Here is a 19,361-nt window from a genome sequence, read left to right as displayed (position 1 = left end):
CGCTCCGGTCAGTGCAGCGAAAGGGTCGTGATGATGGCATTGGCGAAGAAGAGCAGGACGAAGCTGAAGACGACGGTCTGATTGACCGCGTCGCCGACACCTTTCGGCCCGCCCTTGACGTTCAGACCGAGATGGCAGGCGACCAGCCCGGCGAGCAGCCCGAATACGGTGGCTTTGAGCTCGCTGACCAGCAGGTCCGGTATTCCGGTGAGGATCGGGATCGCGGTGATGAACTGCCCCGGTGTCGCCCCCTGCAGGTACACGGCGTACAGATAGCCGCCGGTCAGACCCACCGCGGTGACCAGACCGTTGAGGAACAGGGCGACCACGGTGGACGCGAGGACGCGCGGAACGACCAGTCGCTGAATGGGATTGATGCCGAGCACCCGCATCGCGTCGATCTCCTCGCGGATGGTCCGCGACCCCAGGTCGGCACAAATCGCGGTCGCTCCGGTTCCGGCGACGGCGAGAACGGTGACGATCGGGCCGATCTCGCGGACCACCGCGACGCCGGCGCCGGCGCCGGACAGGTCGATGGCGCCGATCTCGTTGAGCAGCACGTTGATCTGGAACACCACCATGACGCAGAACGGGATGGCCATCAGCAGTGTTGGCACGATCGAGACGCTCGCGATGAACCACGCCTGGGATACGAATTCCCGCAGTTGGAACGGCCGACGGGGCATATAGCGGAATGTCTCGAGCGCCGTCGCGTAGAACGCCCCGAGCACGCGTGGCGCTCCCCGAGCGCCCGCCACCGCTGCTGCCGTCAGCTTGGACAGCTGAGGTTCCGTTGCCGACATCGCGCTCCATTCCTGACCTCGGGCTCTCGCGCGCGATCGGACACAACACACATAGATGTCCGGAAATGTCACGCGAAGGGAAATGAACCCGGCATCGCCGTGTGGACCTCCTCGGCGAGCAGAAGTCCCTCGTTATCACGGGGGCAAGCTGCCGAAAGCGCCACGGTTGTGGTGATCCGCACCACTTCGATCAGCAGGTGTGATCCGGATCGTTCCGAACGATAGCGATGAATATGACAATTCGCAATACAGGTAGGCGCAAACTGTAAACAGAAATACCAGATGTTCTAATTTTGTCGCGAGGTGACGACACCTGAACCGACGACACGGGAGACCCAGGCTCCAGGGGTCACAGCTTGTGCGGGATGCCCGACTCCAACTACACCGTGATGACGGGCGCCGACGTCCGCCCGAAAATCCCGGCTACCACTGCCGCTATCTGCCCGACCGCGCGTTCTACCGCGCCGAGCGGCTGAAACATGTGACTGAGGGTCATGCGGACGACGACTTCGACCATCGACCCGAGGTCTTCATCATTGATCGCTGGTAGTCCGTACTGCCTGCGAACGACATCGGTGAGCGCTTCGAGCACCCGGACGAGAACCGGCTCAGGCTCGGTCACCACCACCGGAAGCAGTGCCGTGTCACCAGCTTGGCGACCCGACAGAATGGCCTTGATCAGGGTATTCTCCGCGGCATTGCGCAGCGCGTAGGCGCTGGCCGCAGCCAGACCCGAGACAGGGTCGGCAGGATACCCGGTCAGGGTTTCCGCAACACCCTTCATGAAAATGTCGACCTCGCGCATGACGATGCCCTGAGCCAGGGCGTCCTTGGAGCCGAGCTCCTTGTAGAGAACCGGCCGGCTGATGCCGATCTCCCTGGCCACGCGGGACATGCTCACCGCGCCCCAGCCTTCGGTACAGACGAGCTGCCGAGCCGTCTCCAGTGCACGTTCACGCATAACGTGACGCACTTCGGAGCGAAACTTCGACGCTTCAGTCACGTCGCAATCGTATCCCAGCGAACACCCGTTCGTACTCATCGTTGACAGTTGTACTCAAACTGTATTCAATATTGTCAATCCTTCATACTCTGCAAACACTCCGTCAGAGCCGTGACACACCGCTTCGGTCCATCCCCGCCGCCACCCGCCGGGTCATTCGGAGATTTCCACGAGGAGGAAAACGATGAGGACATCTCAACCCGGCGAGCCGGGGAACACACCGGCTCCCCCGCACTGGCGTGACCGCAAGCGCTACTTGTGGCTGTTCGGGCTGCTGCGCGAGGCCGGAGCCGACCGAGCGTGAGATCGCGTAGCTTGTCCACGGAAGTCGACGATGAGATTCGGTCCCGCGGACCCAGGCGGGTGTCGCACACGGTTCGCCGACAGCAACTTCTCGACGCAGCCACCGAGGTGTTCGTGCGGCGCGGCTATCACGCGGCGGCCATGGACGAGATCGCAGGTCGGCTCGGATTCAGCAAACCCACTGTGTACCGGCATTTTTCGAGCAAGCTCGAGCTGTATCTGGCCGTGCTGCAGAACTGCATCGACGCACTGGTCTCCGGCGTGCGCCAAGCGCTGCGTTCCACCACCGACAACCACCGCCGGGTGCGCGCCGCGGTGCGGGCGCACTTCGATTTCGTCGATCTCGAGACGCAGGGCTATCGGTTGATCTTCGATGGGGACCTAACCAATGAACCACAGGTGCAGCGCCGAGTCGAGAAGGCTGTCGAAGCATGCGTGGACGCGGTGTTCGATCTGGTTGCCCACGACTCTGGATTGGACCCCTATCCGGCTCGCATCCTGGCCGTGGGTTTGGTGGGCGCCAGCCAGACCGCCGCTCGCCACTGGCTGGAGGCAGACCGGCCGATCCAGAAAGAGGAAGCGGTCGACGCAATCACCGCGCTGTGCTGGGGCGGACTGTCCCGAGTGCCGCTGACGCACAGCAGAAGCGCCATCCCAGCCCCGCCTCGATCAGACATCATCGCTGCCGACTCGGAAGGATCCACCCGATGAGCACGACGACCACCACGACCGCGGATGCGGCGATCGCAGCCTTGGGGCACGGTGAAATAACTTGGAGTCGAACCGGTTTGCTGCAATGGAGGCAACTTCCGGAACAACCACCAGCTGCGTATTCTAGTGCCCATGAACACGAGCCTCGGGCTCGTGAACCGGACTTTCGTGTGCGAGTCCTAGGCTTTCCGCATGACGCGAAGCCCAGAATCCAGAGCTCCCGGCCGACCTGCGTCGGCCAGCCGCGAAGATGTGCTGTCGGCCGCCATCGAGGTCTTCCTCTCTGGTAAGCGCCTGGATGTGAACGCTATTGCGGCGAAACTGGGCGTGGGTCGGGCAAGCATCTACCGCTGGTTCGGTTCTCGCGACGGGCTGCTCGCCGCAGCGATCGCTCGTCAACTAGAGCGAATGATGTCCCTGATTCAACTGCACTGCACCACGACCGGAGGCGAGCGACTCGAGCAGATCCTCGACCGCGCCGTCGACCTGCTCGTCGAAGACAACTCCTTGCGAGCCTATTTCGACAACGAATCCACCGCTGCCTTGCGTCTAGTCACCCGAAGCGACGGGCCGGTTCATAAGGCTGCAGTAGCGGCTGTGGAGCAGCTCCTCGAGCAGGCCGAGAACGAGGGCTACCACCCACCTATCGACCGCGATACTCTCGCCTATGCGGTTGTCCGATTGTGGGAGGCTTTCCTCTATAACGACGCGGTAGCCGGATTTCGAGGCGATGCGGAGCGCCTGCGCCAAGTCCACACCGCACTCTTGCGCACAGAGGGCAGCGGGCGTCGTTACCAACAACGGTGACCCGAGCCAAGCCGACGCCGTCCAGCCAGACGATCGCCCCCCACCAGAGATCCGCTGCTGGGATGACCTCCGAATCATCCGGATCGACACCCTCGTCGAGGAGTGTGCGGCGCTCACTGTCATCGAAATCCATATCCCCGCTTGGACTCACGAGTATCGACCACAGATCCCGACTCGTTCAATCCTTGGCCGCACCCGAGCCCAGGCGATCAGCGAGAGCAAACAGCTACTCGTTGACCGGTGGAGGTAGGGGCAATCCATCCAGAAGCACGCCCGGAGTTGTCTGAAGTCCGTCGGCGAACCGCAGGATATTCTCCAGTCGAGGACTGCGCCGCCCGCGTTCAATCTGTCCCAGATAAGTCCAATGAACACCGCATGCGTGCGCAGCGGTTTCTGGGCTCCACCCCAGCTCCGTCCAGCGGGCACGGACACGCGCCCCGAATGCAGCACCGGCCGGAGTAGCTGAACGATCGCCAAGGCCAGACATTTCGACTCAAGCCCATACGTCCAGCGCACAATGATCCAGAGCGGCAACGTCTCATTTGCTTCCATTTGATGCATGAACGTCGTACTATCCAGATCCGATCGCTCTGTGCGACCTTCTTCACCGGACCGACCGACAAGTCCGCGCAAGCCAGTGCGGCGGGACGGTCGCCCGGACCAGCCCTGCCTCGCGTGGCCTACCACTCACACGAGATCGGAGCTTGAGCGTTGTCCACAGTGATCCTGAAAGGGCGCAGGTCAGGAATCGACCCCTGCGCCGAGGCATGGCTCGCCACTACCCCACTCGCCGGGGACACGGATGCTGCGATCCGCCTGTCGCGCGCGATTGCTCCAGCACTGCACGGTTTCCCCCAGCGGGAGCCCGTCGATTTGGCCCGCCATTGCAACGTCGAAACCGAATGGATCATCGAACTGCTGCAAGCAGGTCAGGTTCCCACCGTGGAAGCGCTGAAATCCGCCCACGCCAATCCCCCTGGGATGAACAGCGGCGAATGCCTGCGAGAACGCCGCGCCGAGTCCAAGCATCTGCAATCGATCGTCGCCGGCGACGCCGATACGCTCGGAGAAATGCTGGCTGGCGAGATCGCGGGCTATTGGGCAGCCTGCGGCACCGGTCCGACATGGCATGAACTCTGGAACAGCGGCCCCTCGATCGACTGGTGGCTGTTCTCGCTGGGCGATCTGCCTGATCAGCGGCTGGCCAGGAACCTCACCTTCGCACTACTCGACAAGCTGGGCTGGATCGCCTCGAACTCGAGTCCGCGGTCGCTGTGCGTGGGCCGGCGCTTCCACACCCGCTTCCACGGAGACCATGTCTCGCAGGCGAAGCCGAGCACCGTCGGCTTTCTCGTAGCCCGATCCATCGGCATCTACCGGCGGACGCACGGCGGCGCAAGTCCCGACTGGGCCGATATCGCAGCGACACAAACCGACGCGAAGGGGATACCGCTATTTCTCAACGCCCTCGATGGACAGGCTCAGCAACGATGGCTGGAAACCCAGGGATGGATCTGCTTGGTAGACAACCAGCTTCGCCGCGGTGAGCGGGCCAAGGCAGAAACCCATCGCCGCTCCGAGCTCAAGAGGGCCACTGCGGCGCTCAATGCTGCGTAGCAGCCTGACCATTGGTGCCCTGTCGGATCAGGATCTCCCCCTAGGGAGGGACTGATCCGACATAGACCAGTAGCGGCTCCGCATCGACAGCACCATCGGCTGACGAGAGCCGTCAGGAAGAACTTCCTGGGATTGCCCATCCCTACCAACGGGCGCGTCGACGAGCTCAGCAGAACAAACGAGACTCGCTCCCAGCCAACTGGTCTCGGTGTTGATCGCTGACGTGCTCGCAGACCGAGCTTCCCAGAACAAGGACACCTCGGATCGCACAGACTGAGTGGCGTATTCGGACAGGCCACGAGATTGTATGAAGTCCAGTCCGAGGATCTCCTGCGATCAGCAGACGTAGGGGTGCACCGTATCGGCTGGGAGTAGTTTTCGGTTGTGCCCTCCACAACGACAGCAGTCCGATACCGCTCAGGTGACAGCCAGGCCAACGCACGCTTGCGCCTAGCGCTGCTGCTGGCATGGAAGGGGTGTTGCTACTGGTGCGGCAAGCCGCGGGACTTCAACGAAGTCGACGTCGACCACATCATTCCACGGTCTGCTTCGCCCAAAGACCGCGATCGGTTGGTGGAGGATTTGCTAGGCAAGGAGGCAGTCACCGCCGGGTATGACATCGACGCCCCAGCGAACCTCGGTCCCATCTGCTCGCGCCCATGCAACATCGAGAAGAGCAACTCACTCAATCGGTCAAACCGCTTCACAAGATTTTTGACGATGGCGCGTGAGAAGGCTGCCGATGTCGTCGCTACCGTCGCATCATTCGAATCTTCCGCTCGTGTTGTGAAAGCGCTGTTAGCGGTCACAACCGCGGATCTCGATGACGGCCGGACCCGCGCCGCGCTCGCGACGTTCGCCCCGCTGATCGACGCCCGTTTGGGGGCCCTGGACTACGTCACCACGGAGGATCTCTGGGACCCCAGTACCGACGACGAGGAACCCATGGTCCTGGTGTTGGACCAGGAAAGCCGACGGGTAAGAGACAGCTTCGAAGTGCTGACCGGACTGGCCTTCGACCAAGAGGTTCTGGAGCCATTAGATGCGGTGCGAGCCGCCGTAACCGATCGACTGCGCGATGATATCGCCGACCAGGTCGAAGCCGAAGGCCATGTCGCGCCCGATGTGTCGACGCCGAGCGGACGGCTGAGGATAGAGATATACGCTCTCCGCTACCTGGTTGACGAAGAGTCGTTCCGGATATCAGGCTCGTATACCGCCAGCATGTCCGCCGAAGCTGCTGTCACCGAAGCCCACGGCGACGGGCTCGACTATCTGCAACGCGAAGCGCATGACAGCGGCCGGTTCGCGGTGCGGTTCTGGTGCGAGAACACCCGGATCGTCACGGATTTCGTGGACCTAGACGGCCGCACCGACTCCTCGCCGCAACTACAGCGTTGAGCGATGAGGCCAATGCGATTGTCCGTTGCGGATTTCGGCGAAGAGGCGAAGAGGCGAAGAACAGTCGCAGTGGCTGGCGGCTTCTCGACCTCCCCACCCTTCGACTCGGCCTAGCCACCTGCCTTGGCCGAGAGCTTCAGTCAGGAGAGTAAGCCCCTAACGGTCCCATGGCTACACTGCTGACAGCGAAGGTGGCGTCGAAGGGGCTCGGATGGTTCCACGAAACATGCAGGGCAAAATGATGAAGCTGCGCCGTGTAGCTGACGACGGTACAGCGACCGCGTTCGATATCGAGGCGATGGACCTCGGCCCCCAGCATGGAATCACGTTTAGAGTCGATGCTGACGTCGAAGACGGTGACGAGGTGACGGACACGCTGCCGAATGGCAAAACGAAGACAATGCGGCTGCGTGAAGTCCACGTACTCCAAAGCCCTCTCGGCAGCAGCACACTCGATCACACCGGTGCGAAGTACGACGTGATCTCAGGTAGATCCACTCTCGGTCACGCATCGGCCGAATCCGCGGCGGAGACGCTCCGAATCCTGATGCTGGGCGCCTCACCCAGGGGAGACCTGCGGATCACACGCGAACACACGCGGATCCGTAAGGCTGTGGAAGCCGCTTTGCACCGTGACCGCGTTCAATTCGATGTTCGGCTGTCCGCAACGGCTGCCGACCTTCAGGAAGGGATCGCAAAGTTCCGCCCACATGTCGTGCACTTCGCCGGCCACGGTAACGACAAGCTGATCGCGCTCGAACGAGACCTGGACGAGCATCATGAGGGCGTTGTGGTCACCGAGCGTGCATTGGCGGCGGCATGTGCGGCCACCGACGAGCCACCGAAACTGGTGGTGCTCAACGCCTGTTACTCGGCCGAGACGGCAGAGGCACTCGTCGAGCACTTCGCGCCATTGGCAATAGGTATGCGCGGTAGCGTGGCTGACGTGGACGCGCTGGTATTCGCGACCAGCTTCTATTCGTCGGTGGCGAACGGCCACTCGGTGTGGGCTGCGTTCTCGGCCGGACGAGCGGGTGTGGAGTTGAAAGACGGGGATCATGAAGCGCCCTGCCTGGCGGTCGCGGACGGTGTCGAGCCTAAGTCTGTGAAACTCGTCGCCGCGCCGACGCAGTAGCTACTGGACGTATCTTTCACCTCGGGTCCACGGTCCGATCGAAGGCTTTCCGCCGATCCAGTTGTGCGGATGGCTGAGATCTCATGCGACCGAGGCAATGTAGGCCGTCGAGCAACTGGTAGATGGCAGAGCCTTGGCCGCCAATCGTGGCGGGATGCGTACGAATCGGCTCACACCTCCGGTCGAGGCGATGGCGGGCGACAGTGAACGGAGCGCCGCCTACATGGCGAGGGTCATCGTCGCGAGACCCAGGGTGGTCAGTGACCGCGGCATCGCGCTGAATGACCCGAGCAGGGCTGCGGCGCCCCATGGCAGTCGGCTTCGCCATGGCGACTACGGGGGCGGCCACCCTGCGCCGGCAATCTGTTGGTCGCGGCCGCCGCGCGACGGGCCCGAGCCTTCACCGCACCGTCACGTGACAAGCCGCGGGCCCGGCATCGAGATCGCCGACCGAGGTGGGATTCCCGCCAACGTCGCAAGATCCACGTTCCTGGCCGGCCGGACCTCACTGGCTCGGCGTTACTGGGGAAGTGCCTGGCGATCTGCCTGCCGGTGCGAATAGTGTCTCCAGCCCGGCATTTCGAATCTGTCGTTTGGAGGCTGGTCGGGGACCGCCGGGCTGGGAGGATTCGAGAGGGGATGGGATTGCGACGGCCGCGAAATTGCTGTCCGGGCAACTAGTTCCGATGAGCTGGCAGGTCCTGGGCTTCAGGTTGGACAGACCCACCGACCTCGCGGTTAGCGACGAATACGAGTTCTGCATCGTCCACGATCTCGACATCCACCTCGATGGGCAGCACACGATCGGCCATTTACGCCGCCGTCCTACAAGGCAGGATCACCGCGATCACCGACAGCTACGCTGAGATCGAGCCCATCGATCCATGCGGCGTGCTCGGCTTATTCACCGGCACCGACGTCACCGCGGGTCAAGCGTTCTTCCACGCCAGAAATGTCGGCCACAACGCCGCCTCCTGAAACAGCTCGCCCATGAACTGATCGTGGAACGCCTCGCAGCGCTGCGGTGTGAAGGATCACCACCCATGTCGCCGCGTCCAGATATGTTCACGTCATGACTGAAGATCGGAAAGTCTCGTCGGAAGTGGCTAGCGCAGCGTGGCACGCCCGCTTGACCGAGGCAAAACTGGACATATTCGCCCTTGAGTGGGCCGAACAGACTGCAGACAACCTGGTATCACGCCTCCGTGACCGCAATCCTCCGTAACCATTGCCCGCCAAGAACAGTCGTCAACTCTGCTGGCTGACCGCCACGGCCCCGAGCACCTCCACGCTCTATAGGTCTGTAATCCCCACTGCAGCCCATTCATGGTGTGCCAGCACGCGTTTGGGGTAGACTCCAGCGCGGTTGTAACACTGCTCCACGGGGCCTGCAAGCGACGCCCTGCGGTCAATCGTCACTACCAGGAGATAGATTCTGTTCGCCCAATGCCACCGCAGTCATCGACTGCATCGCGGCGAGGACCATCTCGCCCAACGGTGTCGTCTTCAACTGTCCGTTGCCAGGATTATCGGTGAACAGTGCGCCTCCGACGTCATGTTCGAGGCGACGGATCTGCGTGACGAGATTGCATTTGTGAACTCCCAGCTGCGCCGCGCCGATGCTCAAGGTGGGTAGATTTGCGACCACGACGAATCGCGAAAGACGTTGCCACCCGTATGGACTCTGCAACGCGGTGCGGAGCACTTCAGGTGCAGACTCCGCCAATACCTGCGCCTCCACTGTCGCCCGGTGGCCGAGGGCGCCCGACGCGCGCCGACGAATGCCGTAGCGATCAGCCCAATACACCAGGGAGGCAAGGTCGACACCCGTGTCATTCGAGAGGTCTTTCAACGATCGCTGGCAGTTGATGTACTGATCGTAGAACCAGTCGCGATCCACCCTTGGAGTACGTGGAGTGACATGGGGTCTGCGCGCGATCCCATAATGGTCGGCCAGGCGGGTGACGACCTTCCGACTAATTCCGGTCTGCGCCGCGATAGTAGCCACGCTGTGCCCGCGCTCGAGATAGAGCTCCGTGAGCAGCTGCTCGGGAAGTATCCGCAGAGCTCGGGACCAGACTTCGCCCCGGCGCGCCTGGGGTCGCGGTGCTACCGGATAAACCTCAAGGAGGTACCGCACGATGGGCGGGGTGGTGCTGAGAGTTTGGGTAGCACGGCGAGTTGAGCCTTTGCGTGTTTGACCGGCGGCGCTAACTAGTTGATGCAACCGAGGCACATCGATGGTCGCGGGGTCGGGGCCGGGTAGGTCCAACGCATCCAATATCGCTGGCGTGGGCCGCCAGATCACCGGTTCTTTGACAATGCCGTGCACAGCAAGAAACTCAGTGGCGTATGCGTCGAGCGCGGCGGCGAGTTTGGGGGTCAGATATCGAGGGAACTCGGTGGCCTCGAACCGAAGACGAGTGTCGCCGAAGTCCTCTGGGCGCGCGTCGAACGGAAGACCACTGAGCCGCGCGAACAGGTAATAGCGGACGGTGTCGGCCCGGTTGCCCGATGGACCAGCGGTGCCGGTGTCGCGACAGATCCTCCTCCACACTCGTTCTGGCATGAGCCCGGTGTAGTCGATGCTGCGTCGGCGCTGGTAGTTGATCGGGACCTCGATTTCAGCGAGATGGTCGGCCATCCGGATCAATCCCGATCGAATGTCGGGCCAACGACTATCTCGTTCGAGAGTGCCCACGACATGCCCAACGAGTTGCTCGCCGATAGGGCTGTCGAGCAGCGTGAGGGCTTGAGTCAGCGTCACAGGTGTCCCGACATGCAAGAGTGCGACGGGCAGCGCGGCCCGCAGCCGCCGATAGCTGCAGCCCCTGACGATGAACCGTAACGCCCATTCCTGCCACAGCATCGCCGGCAGACGTGTCACTAGCGGTTGGGCCCTGCATGCCGGTCCCGCCTGTGTCGTACGCAAAGTGGTCTCGCTGGTTCGGTAGCGCAGCTGAGCGAGAGGCGCAAGGTAAGGCCCGAGCGCGGCGAGTTGGGTTCTCGCCAGCACAGGGCTGATGTGGCGTAGTTTGCCCAGGGTTGCGGGATTGATGGCCCTCCCCTCCCGACGACTCAACTCAAGCACCCATCTGAGTCGGTCAGCAGCCTGGGCGCCGCTGCCAGCACCGAGCACATGCAGCGCGCCCACGACACCGACCGCAGCGGTGGCCGCCGCAGCAGGCGTGGCCCACCGCCTCGTGTCAGGGTGTGTACGCCATTTCGGGCGGAATTCCTGTGAATTGCGGTAGGCGGCCAGCAGGGCGGGGTCGGCGACTGTGGCTAGTTCTCTGTCGCGGGCGTCTCGTAGGACTCGGCTGCCAATCTCTCTCATGTCGGCGAGCACGGTGGCGGTAGGTTGCGGATTGCCTGCGTAGAGACCGAAATCCGACGCACCGCAACGGATGATTGCGTCGATTAGCCCTTGGGCGACCAGAACCGGATGGTCAGGTACAAGCATGGTGACAGGCGTGGTGCTCAGGTCGGCACCGCATCGCGTGAGGTGAGGGCCCCCGGGGGTCGCGCTTGCGCAACGTCCTGGTGTCGGCACCGTGTGCCCGGAAAACGCGCGATAGCGTTGATAATTGACGCAATGTGGGCAGACATCGGCGAGCAGACACCGATGTTGTAGGCACGCGAAGGACCAGCCCAACCGCCAGTTCAACTGCCATCGTCCACCAGTATCGCCCAGGCAGCGGGGGCAGAATCGACTGCCGCGTTCCCTGCTCCAGGGAAAACGGCGGTCGACACGACGGTCGGGCAGGAGGCGGACCGCGACACCGTTGAAACGCCTCAATGTCATCGCGTGGATCGCGTTGATGTCCAGGCTGGTCGCAACTGCTAGCGCTGCGGCTTCCACATCGGTCAATTCGACTACGTTCTGCCGTTTGCGGGCATAGTCGGAGCTCAGCCCGGTTGCAGACAATAGCGCCGCCCAGTCTGTGCGGGTTCGTGCGGCGATCGCCTCAAGCCAGGAATCCAGGGCCTCGCCGTCGTGGGGTGCCACCCGGATCGGCAGCGTGCGCGAGTCCATCGTTACAACCCGCGGTGACGTCGCGTCGGCTTCCTGCCAGGTTTGCTGGTGAGGCGACCGGATGCGAATGCCTGCATCATCTCCTTGAAGGCGGATTCGGCGGCGCCGTCGATCTTCACCTTGTCCAGCAGCTTCTCATCGAGGCATTCGACGCCTTGCCGGATCGCGCGTTGACAGCCGCGGTTGATCACAGTGATCAGCGAGCCGATGATGCCGGTGCTTCGTGCGAACAGATAGTCCGACAACACGTCGGCGAGCATACCGGGGTACTTGTTGGCCAGCACGAGCCGTTGTTCGATGGCCAACAACGTGTTTCGCCAATCGTAGCGGGCTTCCTCGGTGTCGATGGTGAAGGTCCGCATCGTCAACGGAGTAGTGCGGCGACCGCTTTGCCCCAGCACGAGATCGGCGTATGACGACCCCTCGGAGAACAATCCCCGCGCACCCAGATCCATGCCGATGAACAGCAGGGTGACCGGGAACTCGTTTGCGATGTACTTGAAATGGTTGCTGACCTCGACACTGGCCTTCTCGTTCATCTTCAAGAAGTGCAGGTCATCGACGATGATCAGTTTCGTCTCGCAGGCCAGCACGCAATCGAGAGCGCGATCAGCGAAATCACCGGCCGACCCGCGTTCGGAGCCTGGATGGCCGTAGAACCTCAGCATGGCGCGGTTGAAGTCACGGATTCCGGTGTTGCCGGTCAACCCAACCCGGCACACCGGCCACCGTTCATGCCCGTCGTCGGTGAATGCCCCGTACTCCAGAACGATGTCTTGATGGAGCTTCTTGGCGTAGGCCAGCGCAGCCGTCGTCTTCCCCTGACCTGGCCCGGCATCGACACCGATCGCGCCTTTGGCTTTGTCGCCGTCCTGCTGGTTGCTGCCGAGGATGTCGGCCAGATCCTCGTGGAGTTCTTCCAGCATCGGAGTTCGCAACGGCCCGAGGTTCGCGTGCCACACCGCCCTCTTGCGGTTATGAGCGGCCAGATCGCGCGGCTCGAGCGCAGCGAGCTGCTTGATACTCAGCATCTCCGGTTGTTGTCGCGGTGCTGCGTACACGTGATGGTGCCAGCCCTCTTTGCGTGCGAGAGTCAGGTTGTCCAGGCGCGCTGTGTCGCCGGCCGGCCCGGCCGGTATCCGCTTGCTCATACGTCCTCCACTGCGTCGGCGTAGAAGTCGTCGAGATCGTCGTCGGGGAACTCGTACAGATCGTCGTCGTCGATGGTGTCGGTGTCACCGCCTTCGGGTGCACTGTCGTCGTCTCCAGCATTGGGTGGCGTCGTGCTCGCACGATTGGCGTCGATGACGGTGGCGACCGAGAGAGTCTGGCCTGAGGGAATCTGGCTGGCATCGGGGTCTGGCACCGCGGTGGTCATTTCGAGCAGCGCTGCCTGGTTGCGGGCCAACCTCAAGGCCATCCGCCGCTCTGCGCGGCTCTGGCCAAGACCGAGATTCCAGCGTTCGAAAAGGTCAGCGGCGGCGAGTTTGTCGTTGGGGTAGGTGTATTTCGCTGCGGCGAGCCGCCGGGCAAAGGCCATCGCGTCCACGCTCATCGGCATGTTCAGCGACGCGGCGTGTTCCCACACCAGCGTCACCCAACGCCCCCTTCGGTCTTTGGTGTAAATGCGGGTGATGTCGTCGGGATTGACGTGAATCGCGATGCCGCGGCAGCGTTTCCCCTGGTTCCACATCACTCGCTGCTCGCAGTCGGCCAACGTCGGCGCGGACTCGTCACGTTCGGCTTCTGGTAGGTCGCGGTAGATGCGGTAGTCCCATTGGACGCCGTAGTGCTGGATGCTTCGGATCTCAGGCTTCAGGAATTCCTTGGCCAGATCTGGATCTCGCGGCACCTCGACGTACCCGGCGCGTGCGATGCCGTGCTCGAACATCATCGCCGGTGATAGGTCGAGTTTCGGCAAATAGGGTTCGACCAGCCCGTCGTGAGGGCGGTGGTGATATACCGACGCCACCCACTCACGGATTTTCGACTCGATCTCGTTGAGGTAGAAGAATGCGTCCATCTCCGGGTTCAAGCCTCGTGAGTGCAGGTCGGGGCCCTTGTACCCAGGGAGGATCTGTAGCAGATCCTCGCGCAAGGTCCGGAAGAACCGTTCCACGGGCCCCTTGTCTCGGCCGGTCCGTAACCGTGCAGGCTGGATCGAGATACCCATGCGCCGGCACACGCTAGTCAGGTGTGCGGACACGAAGATCTTGCCGTGGTCGATGACGACGGTCTCGGGTACCAGCGCCGGATGCGCAGCATCCACCATCGGACCATTAATCGCCTTGTCGTCCAACAACACCCACCGCGGAATCCCCGGGTCGGGCCAGACCGCGTGCGCAGGCCAATCCTTACCCACCGGCGGCGGACGAAACACCTGATACAGCGTCGCGGCCGCATCCACGGCCTTCGTCGAGACCGGGGTGACTCTGATCCCGACAATGCAGCGTGAGTACCAGTCCATCGCGACGGTCAACTGCGCCTGCACCCACTCCAGCGTCATCGGATCCAGCGCGAACACATCCAACGTGGTGGTGTCCATCAACAGGTACTCACCCGGGCGAGTCGGACGAAGCTTCCCGTAGGTGGTCTGTGGCCGGTCAGCGATATCGCGATTGCGCTTGGTGCTCAACCGGAACAACGGCTGACGCTGCTCCAACTCGTCCAACACCCGGTAGGCCGTCGACCGGCCCGGCAGCGCAACAACATCAGCGCCATAACGTGCGACGACCCGCGCGTTCGCACGCTCGATCACCATCGCCGCCGACGGCCTCGACAGATCTACGTGCTCGACCATGACCTCCAACGCCACCTCCACCCAGCGGCGATCTGTGCGCCCAAACGGATCCCTGGACATAGACCCGCGTTTGGGCACCAGCCCAGCTTCACCGCATGCCTCATAGTCGGCGACCCACTGCTGAACCGTGCGCCGCGACACCGACAGCTCCGCGGCTTTGGCCGTGTATCGGGCGATCCGGGGCCGACGCGGATCGTAGTCCGGCCGCGGCTCCCCAGGTGCGGGGAATTCCTTGAGGCCGGAACGGTATCCGGTCAGCACTTCCCGGATGTGTGCCGCACGATCGAGAACCCGCTCCCGTTCGATGTCCGACAGCGACAATAGCGCGACCCCGGCGAGGTCCGCGTTGTCCGAATCCTCCGATGACAGCGAGTCCGGCGAATCTGGTACAACACTCGCCAACCCACCTTCCTTCAACTCTCCCAACGCGATTCGCACAAGACTGTTGTTCGAGGGTATCCGCACCACGGCAAGAACTGCTCCCCTGTCGGTGCCGAACGCGACGACTTCCCCTATCCGGCCGTCGTAGATCACACGGGCCCCAATACAGATCGGAACCTGCGCCCCGCTCATAAGTGGCCCCTGGCCAGCACCATCGACGACTGCAACGGCGTGCCGAGGTCGACGCTGAACCACCCGGTCCAAAGCAGATGCAGCAGCGTCGCCTTCACGACCCGTACTGACGTGTCGGGAAACGCCCGGCATGCTTCAGCGAAGGTGAGTCCGTCGACCGCTCCGGATTTCAGGTCCTCGACCAGTTCAGTGGGAAACAGCCATCCACGGCGGTATCCGGCCAGAAACCGCACGTTCTCGACTACTAACGTGTCCGGTTCGCTGGCGATGACATACTGCCAACCAAGTTCCTCTACCAGCACCCGTGACCAACCCAGGGTGAAAGCAACCTTGGGATCATCGAGTTTGCGTGCCGGTTTGACGTCCATGATCGTCGGCCCGGAATCGGTCAGCAACGCGAAATCGGGGATATGCTTGCGCGCCAGACCGTCGACAACAGCGGTCACCAAGAAAGGCTGCGCTGCAATAAATTTCACTGAGTGATCGAAGTCGGCGAGTAGAAGGTTTGCCAGCTCAAGACGCGACTCGTAGATCACGTGATCAGACATCGTCGCCGACCAGTAGCTACCCGAGTAGTTCTTCTGGCCGTATCGCCACACGAACGTCCGCCACGGCTGCGCACCCTCCAGCCAGTCGAAGCGTAGCCGATCCCAGGGGAACTCGACGGCCGCTCCGTTTCGATCCCGGGGGCGAGTAGAAACGGCCGCTTCACTCGGCTTCTCCATCGCACACCACCATCACTGCGCAGCGTCGAACTCGGGAAGCCAAGTGTCGCACCGACCAGACCGACTCCGACAGGCCGCAATCGAGACTCGCCCGAGTTGTCCGATTTATCGCGTGTCTCGGGAAGGCTTCACAAACGCAGATCGTATGCAGGACAAACCGAGAAAATGAAGCGCCAATCGGTGTCCTACAAAACTCACCGACGCCGACAAGGAGGCCTACTACCAGGAGACCGTGCAGCTCATGCGCAATTTCTCGGTGGCCCCCAAGGAAATCCCGGCCTCCTACGCCGAGTGGGAGCCCTGGTTCTGGGATCAGGTCGAGAACCACCTGACCACAACGAATGTCGCCTACGACTACCTGAAGGTGATCCGTAGGATCGCGCCGCCCCAGCAGATCCCCGCGCCCCTGCACCCGCTCTGGCGCGCCGTGACCGCCCCGGTGGGCCGCCTCCAGTACTTCTTCACCGTCGGCACCACCCCCGCCAGCATTCGCGAGAAGCTCGGCCTGGAGTGGACCGCCAATGACGAACGCGCCCTGCGACTCCTGGGCTGGGCCATCGGCCGCACCGTCCCGAAACTGCCCGAGCGCGTCCGCTACTTCCCCATCGCCTACGAGGCCCGCCGCCTCGAACGCGACCGCGCCCGCCTGCGCACAATGATCAATCTGCGCCCGATCTGACCGTCACCCGCGCCGGGAACCAGCGGCGGACGGCGACCGCACCCGCGGTCGCCACCGCTCCCAGCGCGACCCCGGCGGAACCGAGTGTGGCTGCCGCGCCGATGATTCCGACCGCGATCGGGCCCGCGAACATGCCGAGGTCGTGGGTCAGCCGCCAGGCGCCGAGGAATTCGGCCCGCGATGACGGTGGGGCGACATCGGAGCCGACGGTCATGATCAGACCGTTGCTGAGACCGTTGGCGATGCCCAGGATCACGGCGATCACACACAATCCGGAGGCCGTCGTGGCCAGGGGCAGCGCGGTGTAGCCGAGCGCGAACAGCAGCAGCGAGGGTGTCCCGGTCGCGCGCCGCCCGTACCGGTCCAGCCAGATGCCGGACGGATAGGACAGCAGGACGTCGACCGCTCCGGCGATCCCGAAGATCAGCCCGATGACCGGGGCGCTCATTCCGATATGAGCCGCCCACAGCGGCAGCAGCGCCACGCGAGCCGCCCGCGCCGCCCCGGTCGCCAGCGCTCCGAACCCGAGTGTGCCCAGCACACGGCGGTTTTCGGTCACCACCGCCCGCAGCCCGCGCCGGATCTGCTCGGGTCCCTCGTCGATATCGCGCACCGACATCATCAGCGTCCCGCCGACGAGGATCGCCGCCAGTTGCAGCCACATCGCGCCGGTCACCCCGAGCGTGTGCGTCGCGCCCGCGCCGATCAGGGGCCCGGCGAACACCCCGAACCGCTGTGAGCCCGCCAGCAGGGACAGTGCCCGCCCGCGGTCGCTCTCGGGCACGACGGCCACCAGATAGGTCTGCCGCGCCAGCCCCCACAGCGCCGAGGCCGCTCCGGTGAGCAGCATCCCCGCGGCCAGCCACCCCAGATTCGGCGCGACGATGGCCAGCACCACACCGGCAGCGCCGCCCACCGACGCCGCGGCGACCGCCCGCCGCTCACCGACCCGGGCAATGAGCTGTCCCGCGGGCAGATCCGCGAGCAGCTGCCCGAACCCCGAGAGCGCCACCACGATTCCCGCCGCCCCGGCGCTCGCGCCCAGTTCGAGCGCGCGCAGCGGATACATCGGGGCGGCCGCTCCGCCACCCATCCCGAACACCGCGGTCGGCACGAACACCTGCCAGGTCAATTCCCGTAGCCGCACCACCCGCGTATCGACATCGGCGACGCCCTCACCACTCATCGAACCCGAACCCCGAACAACCCCACAGCACTATCCCGGCTACAACCACGTCCGCATCGAACCAACCGGCGCGGTGGCGGAACACCCTTTTCCTGTCGCTGATTCCAACCCTGGGAACCGTCGAGCGGTCGAGGAGATGCTCGTCGCGGTGAAGCCTGCCGGTCGCCGAGATCGCCCAGCGCCTGGGCTATCTCGAGATGTCGAGCTTCTCGCAGCCGATCCGGTGCTGGAAGGACATCGGCCCGTGCGCTTTCCGCCAGCTGCAACCCGCCTGAGCGCTATCGGGTCGCAGCGGGTGCGCGATCCAGTTGTTTGCGGTCGTAGTAGCCGGTCACGATCAGGCCCACCAGCAGACCGATCAGCAATCCGAACAAGGTCTTCCAGCACGCGTGACTCAATCCCGCCGAGCCGTCGCCGTTGAAATAGAGGATGGCGCGCACACCGAGGTACACCTGGTGCATCGGCTCGAACGCGGCCAGCCAGGCCATCGGCCTCGGGATCGCCTCGATCGGCACCGTGCCGCCGGAGGAGGGCAGGCCGAGCACGATGAACAACACCAGGTTCACCAGCAGGCCCATGGTGCCCAGCGCCGACACGATCGACAACGCGGTGACGCCGACCGCGATGATCGCGAAGGTGCTGTAGAGGAACAGCAGCAGCGGCCGGTCCATGGGCATGCCCAGCCACTGACCGACCCCCATGTAGATGCCCGCCACCACGGGCGCGACACCGGCCATGACCGCCCATTTGAGGAACAGCGTGCGCAAACGGGAGATCGAGACGGAGGGATTGTGCACATACCAGGGTCCGAACTCGGTGGGCGCGAAACCCAGTGCGGCGTCGACCATTCCATTGATCACCATGGCGCCCGTGAAGCCCGCCAGCAGGATCATCACGGTGTAGAAGAAGGCGGTCAGACCGCCGCCGGTGCCGCCCGGCAGCGGATGGAACGGCGTGACCGTCACCTCGATCGGCGCGGCCAGCATGAGCTTGCTCAGGCCCGGCAACGTGGACACGCCGCCGGAGGGCTGCAACCGGGTGTTCACGGTGCCGGTGAGCTGTCGGCCGACAGTGTCGTTGGCCTGCTTCAGCGCCGTCGCCGCGAGGTTCTGCATCACCTGCGATCCGAAGGTCCCGGTACGCGGATTGGTGAACACCGTGATCTGCGGGCGGGTGACATCGCCGGGCACGGCGCTGGCGGCCGCGAAGATGCCCAGCCGCTTGGTGAAATCACTGGGGATCACGATCGCCCCGTACACCTTGCCCGTGTTCAGCTGCTGCTGCGCCTCGCTGATACCCAGCACCCGCAGGTCGAACTTGTCGGCCGGAATCTGTTGCACCAGAGCGTCATTGATCTGCTTGCCGACATTGGTGGGCTGCCCGCCGATCACATCGCCGGAGTCCTGATCGACCAGCGCGACGGGAAAGTCGTGCAGATGCTTCGACGGATCCACCACATACGCCAGGTACATGGTGGCCAGGAGCGCCATCAGCAGCGACACCACGACCGCCGGGGCCAGCCACACCCGGGGACTCTTGCGCGGCAACGATTCGGGAGCGGTTTCCGCTACGTTCGCCATGG

The 19,361-nt window shown here is 63.6% G+C and carries 15 protein-coding genes and 1 pseudogene; 7 read left to right on the top strand and 9 right to left on the bottom strand.

The features are described 5' to 3' along the window. Positions 1–8: 8 nt before the first annotated feature. Both ACFRAQ_RS07755 and ACFRAQ_RS07750 read right to left on the bottom strand, forming a co-directional pair. Entirely contained in the window at positions 9–803 is a 795-nt protein-coding gene (locus ACFRAQ_RS07755) for an MlaE family ABC transporter permease (protein WP_379095462.1), read from the bottom strand. A gap of 379 nt (positions 804–1,182) precedes the next feature. Beyond that, positions 1,183–1,806 carry a TetR family transcriptional regulator gene (locus tag ACFRAQ_RS07750; RefSeq protein WP_379095454.1) on the bottom strand — a complete coding sequence of 208 codons (624 nt, stop codon included), beginning with the start codon at positions 1,804–1,806 and terminating at the stop codon, positions 1,183–1,185. A gap of 363 nt (positions 1,807–2,169) precedes the next feature. On the opposite strand from ACFRAQ_RS07750, the gene ACFRAQ_RS07745 reads away from it, so the two are divergent. Further along, on the top strand, positions 2,170–2,820 hold the full coding sequence (locus ACFRAQ_RS07745) for a TetR/AcrR family transcriptional regulator (protein ID WP_379095452.1): 651 nt from the start codon (positions 2,170–2,172) through the stop codon (positions 2,818–2,820). A 192-nt stretch (positions 2,821–3,012) separates the two neighbouring features. Further along, positions 3,013–3,627, top strand: a complete 615-nt coding sequence (locus ACFRAQ_RS07740; protein ID WP_379095449.1) for a QsdR family transcriptional regulator — start codon at positions 3,013–3,015, stop codon at positions 3,625–3,627. Positions 3,628–3,853: 226 nt separating this feature from the next. Here ACFRAQ_RS07740 and ACFRAQ_RS07735 read toward each other — a convergent pair whose 3' ends face one another. Next, complete coding sequence (locus ACFRAQ_RS07735; protein WP_379095446.1) at positions 3,854–4,114, bottom strand: helix-turn-helix domain-containing protein; 261 nt, start codon at positions 4,112–4,114, stop codon at positions 3,854–3,856. 224 nt (positions 4,115–4,338) lie between these two features. Between ACFRAQ_RS07735 and ACFRAQ_RS07730 the strand changes: the two genes are divergently transcribed. The 4 genes from ACFRAQ_RS07730 (at position 4,339) to ACFRAQ_RS07715 (ending at position 8,758) form a co-directional block, all read left to right on the top strand. Then, positions 4,339–5,244 carry a hypothetical protein gene (locus ACFRAQ_RS07730; protein ID WP_379095444.1) on the top strand — a complete coding sequence of 302 codons (906 nt, stop codon included), beginning with the start codon at positions 4,339–4,341 and terminating at the stop codon, positions 5,242–5,244. Positions 5,245–5,628: 384 nt separating this feature from the next. Beyond that, positions 5,629–6,645 carry an HNH endonuclease gene (locus ACFRAQ_RS07725; protein ID WP_379095441.1) on the top strand — a complete coding sequence of 339 codons (1,017 nt, stop codon included), beginning with the start codon at positions 5,629–5,631 and terminating at the stop codon, positions 6,643–6,645. A 226-nt stretch (positions 6,646–6,871) separates the two neighbouring features. Then, the gene (locus ACFRAQ_RS07720) at positions 6,872–7,780 is read left to right on the top strand and encodes a CHAT domain-containing protein (protein WP_379095438.1); all 909 of its coding nucleotides are present in this window, start codon (positions 6,872–6,874) and stop codon (positions 7,778–7,780) included. A gap of 789 nt (positions 7,781–8,569) precedes the next feature. Beyond that, on the top strand, positions 8,570–8,758 hold the full coding sequence (locus ACFRAQ_RS07715; protein ID WP_379095435.1) for a hypothetical protein: 189 nt from the start codon (positions 8,570–8,572) through the stop codon (positions 8,756–8,758). Between the two features lie 430 nt (positions 8,759–9,188). On the opposite strand, the gene ACFRAQ_RS07710 is transcribed toward ACFRAQ_RS07715, so the two are convergent. Genes ACFRAQ_RS07710 through ACFRAQ_RS07695 form a run of 4 tightly spaced genes read right to left on the bottom strand, consistent with a single transcriptional unit; the run spans position 9,189 to position 15,914 of the window. Continuing rightward, entirely contained in the window at positions 9,189–11,816 is a 2,628-nt protein-coding gene (locus ACFRAQ_RS07710; RefSeq protein ID WP_379095432.1) for a TniQ family protein, read from the bottom strand. 2 nt (positions 11,817–11,818) lie between these two features. Then, positions 11,819–12,967, bottom strand: a complete 1,149-nt coding sequence (locus tag ACFRAQ_RS07705; RefSeq protein WP_379095429.1) for an ATP-binding protein — start codon at positions 12,965–12,967, stop codon at positions 11,819–11,821. Continuing rightward, the gene (locus ACFRAQ_RS07700; RefSeq protein ID WP_379095426.1) at positions 12,964–15,189 is read right to left on the bottom strand and encodes a helix-turn-helix domain-containing protein; all 2,226 of its coding nucleotides are present in this window, start codon (positions 15,187–15,189) and stop codon (positions 12,964–12,966) included. The genes ACFRAQ_RS07705 and ACFRAQ_RS07700 overlap by 4 nt, the downstream gene beginning before the upstream one ends. Next, the gene (locus tag ACFRAQ_RS07695; RefSeq protein ID WP_379095423.1) at positions 15,186–15,914 is read right to left on the bottom strand and encodes a TnsA-like heteromeric transposase endonuclease subunit; all 729 of its coding nucleotides are present in this window, start codon (positions 15,912–15,914) and stop codon (positions 15,186–15,188) included. Before ACFRAQ_RS07695 ends, ACFRAQ_RS07700 begins: the two co-directional genes overlap by 4 nt. Before the next feature lie 193 nt (positions 15,915–16,107). Here ACFRAQ_RS07695 and ACFRAQ_RS07690 point away from each other — a divergent pair. Continuing rightward, a pseudogene (locus ACFRAQ_RS07690) lies at positions 16,108–16,593 on the top strand (oxygenase MpaB family protein); the annotation flags it as partial. Here ACFRAQ_RS07690 and ACFRAQ_RS07685 read toward each other — a convergent pair. Both ACFRAQ_RS07685 and ACFRAQ_RS07680 read right to left on the bottom strand, forming a co-directional pair. Continuing rightward, complete coding sequence (locus ACFRAQ_RS07685; protein ID WP_379095420.1) at positions 16,574–17,779, bottom strand: MFS transporter; 1,206 nt, start codon at positions 17,777–17,779, stop codon at positions 16,574–16,576. The pseudogene ACFRAQ_RS07690 and the gene ACFRAQ_RS07685 overlap by 20 nt on opposite strands. A 278-nt stretch (positions 17,780–18,057) precedes the next feature. Continuing rightward, positions 18,058–19,359, bottom strand: coding sequence for a YhgE/Pip domain-containing protein (locus ACFRAQ_RS07680; protein WP_379095417.1), 1,302 nt, complete (start codon positions 19,357–19,359; stop codon positions 18,058–18,060). Positions 19,360–19,361: the final 2 nt, after the last annotated feature.

This window comes from Nocardia sp. NPDC056611, from assembly GCF_042792755.1.
Classification (GTDB): Bacteria; Actinomycetota; Actinomycetes; order Mycobacteriales; family Mycobacteriaceae; genus Nocardia.
This window is presented reverse-complemented; position numbering and strand designations above follow the sequence as displayed.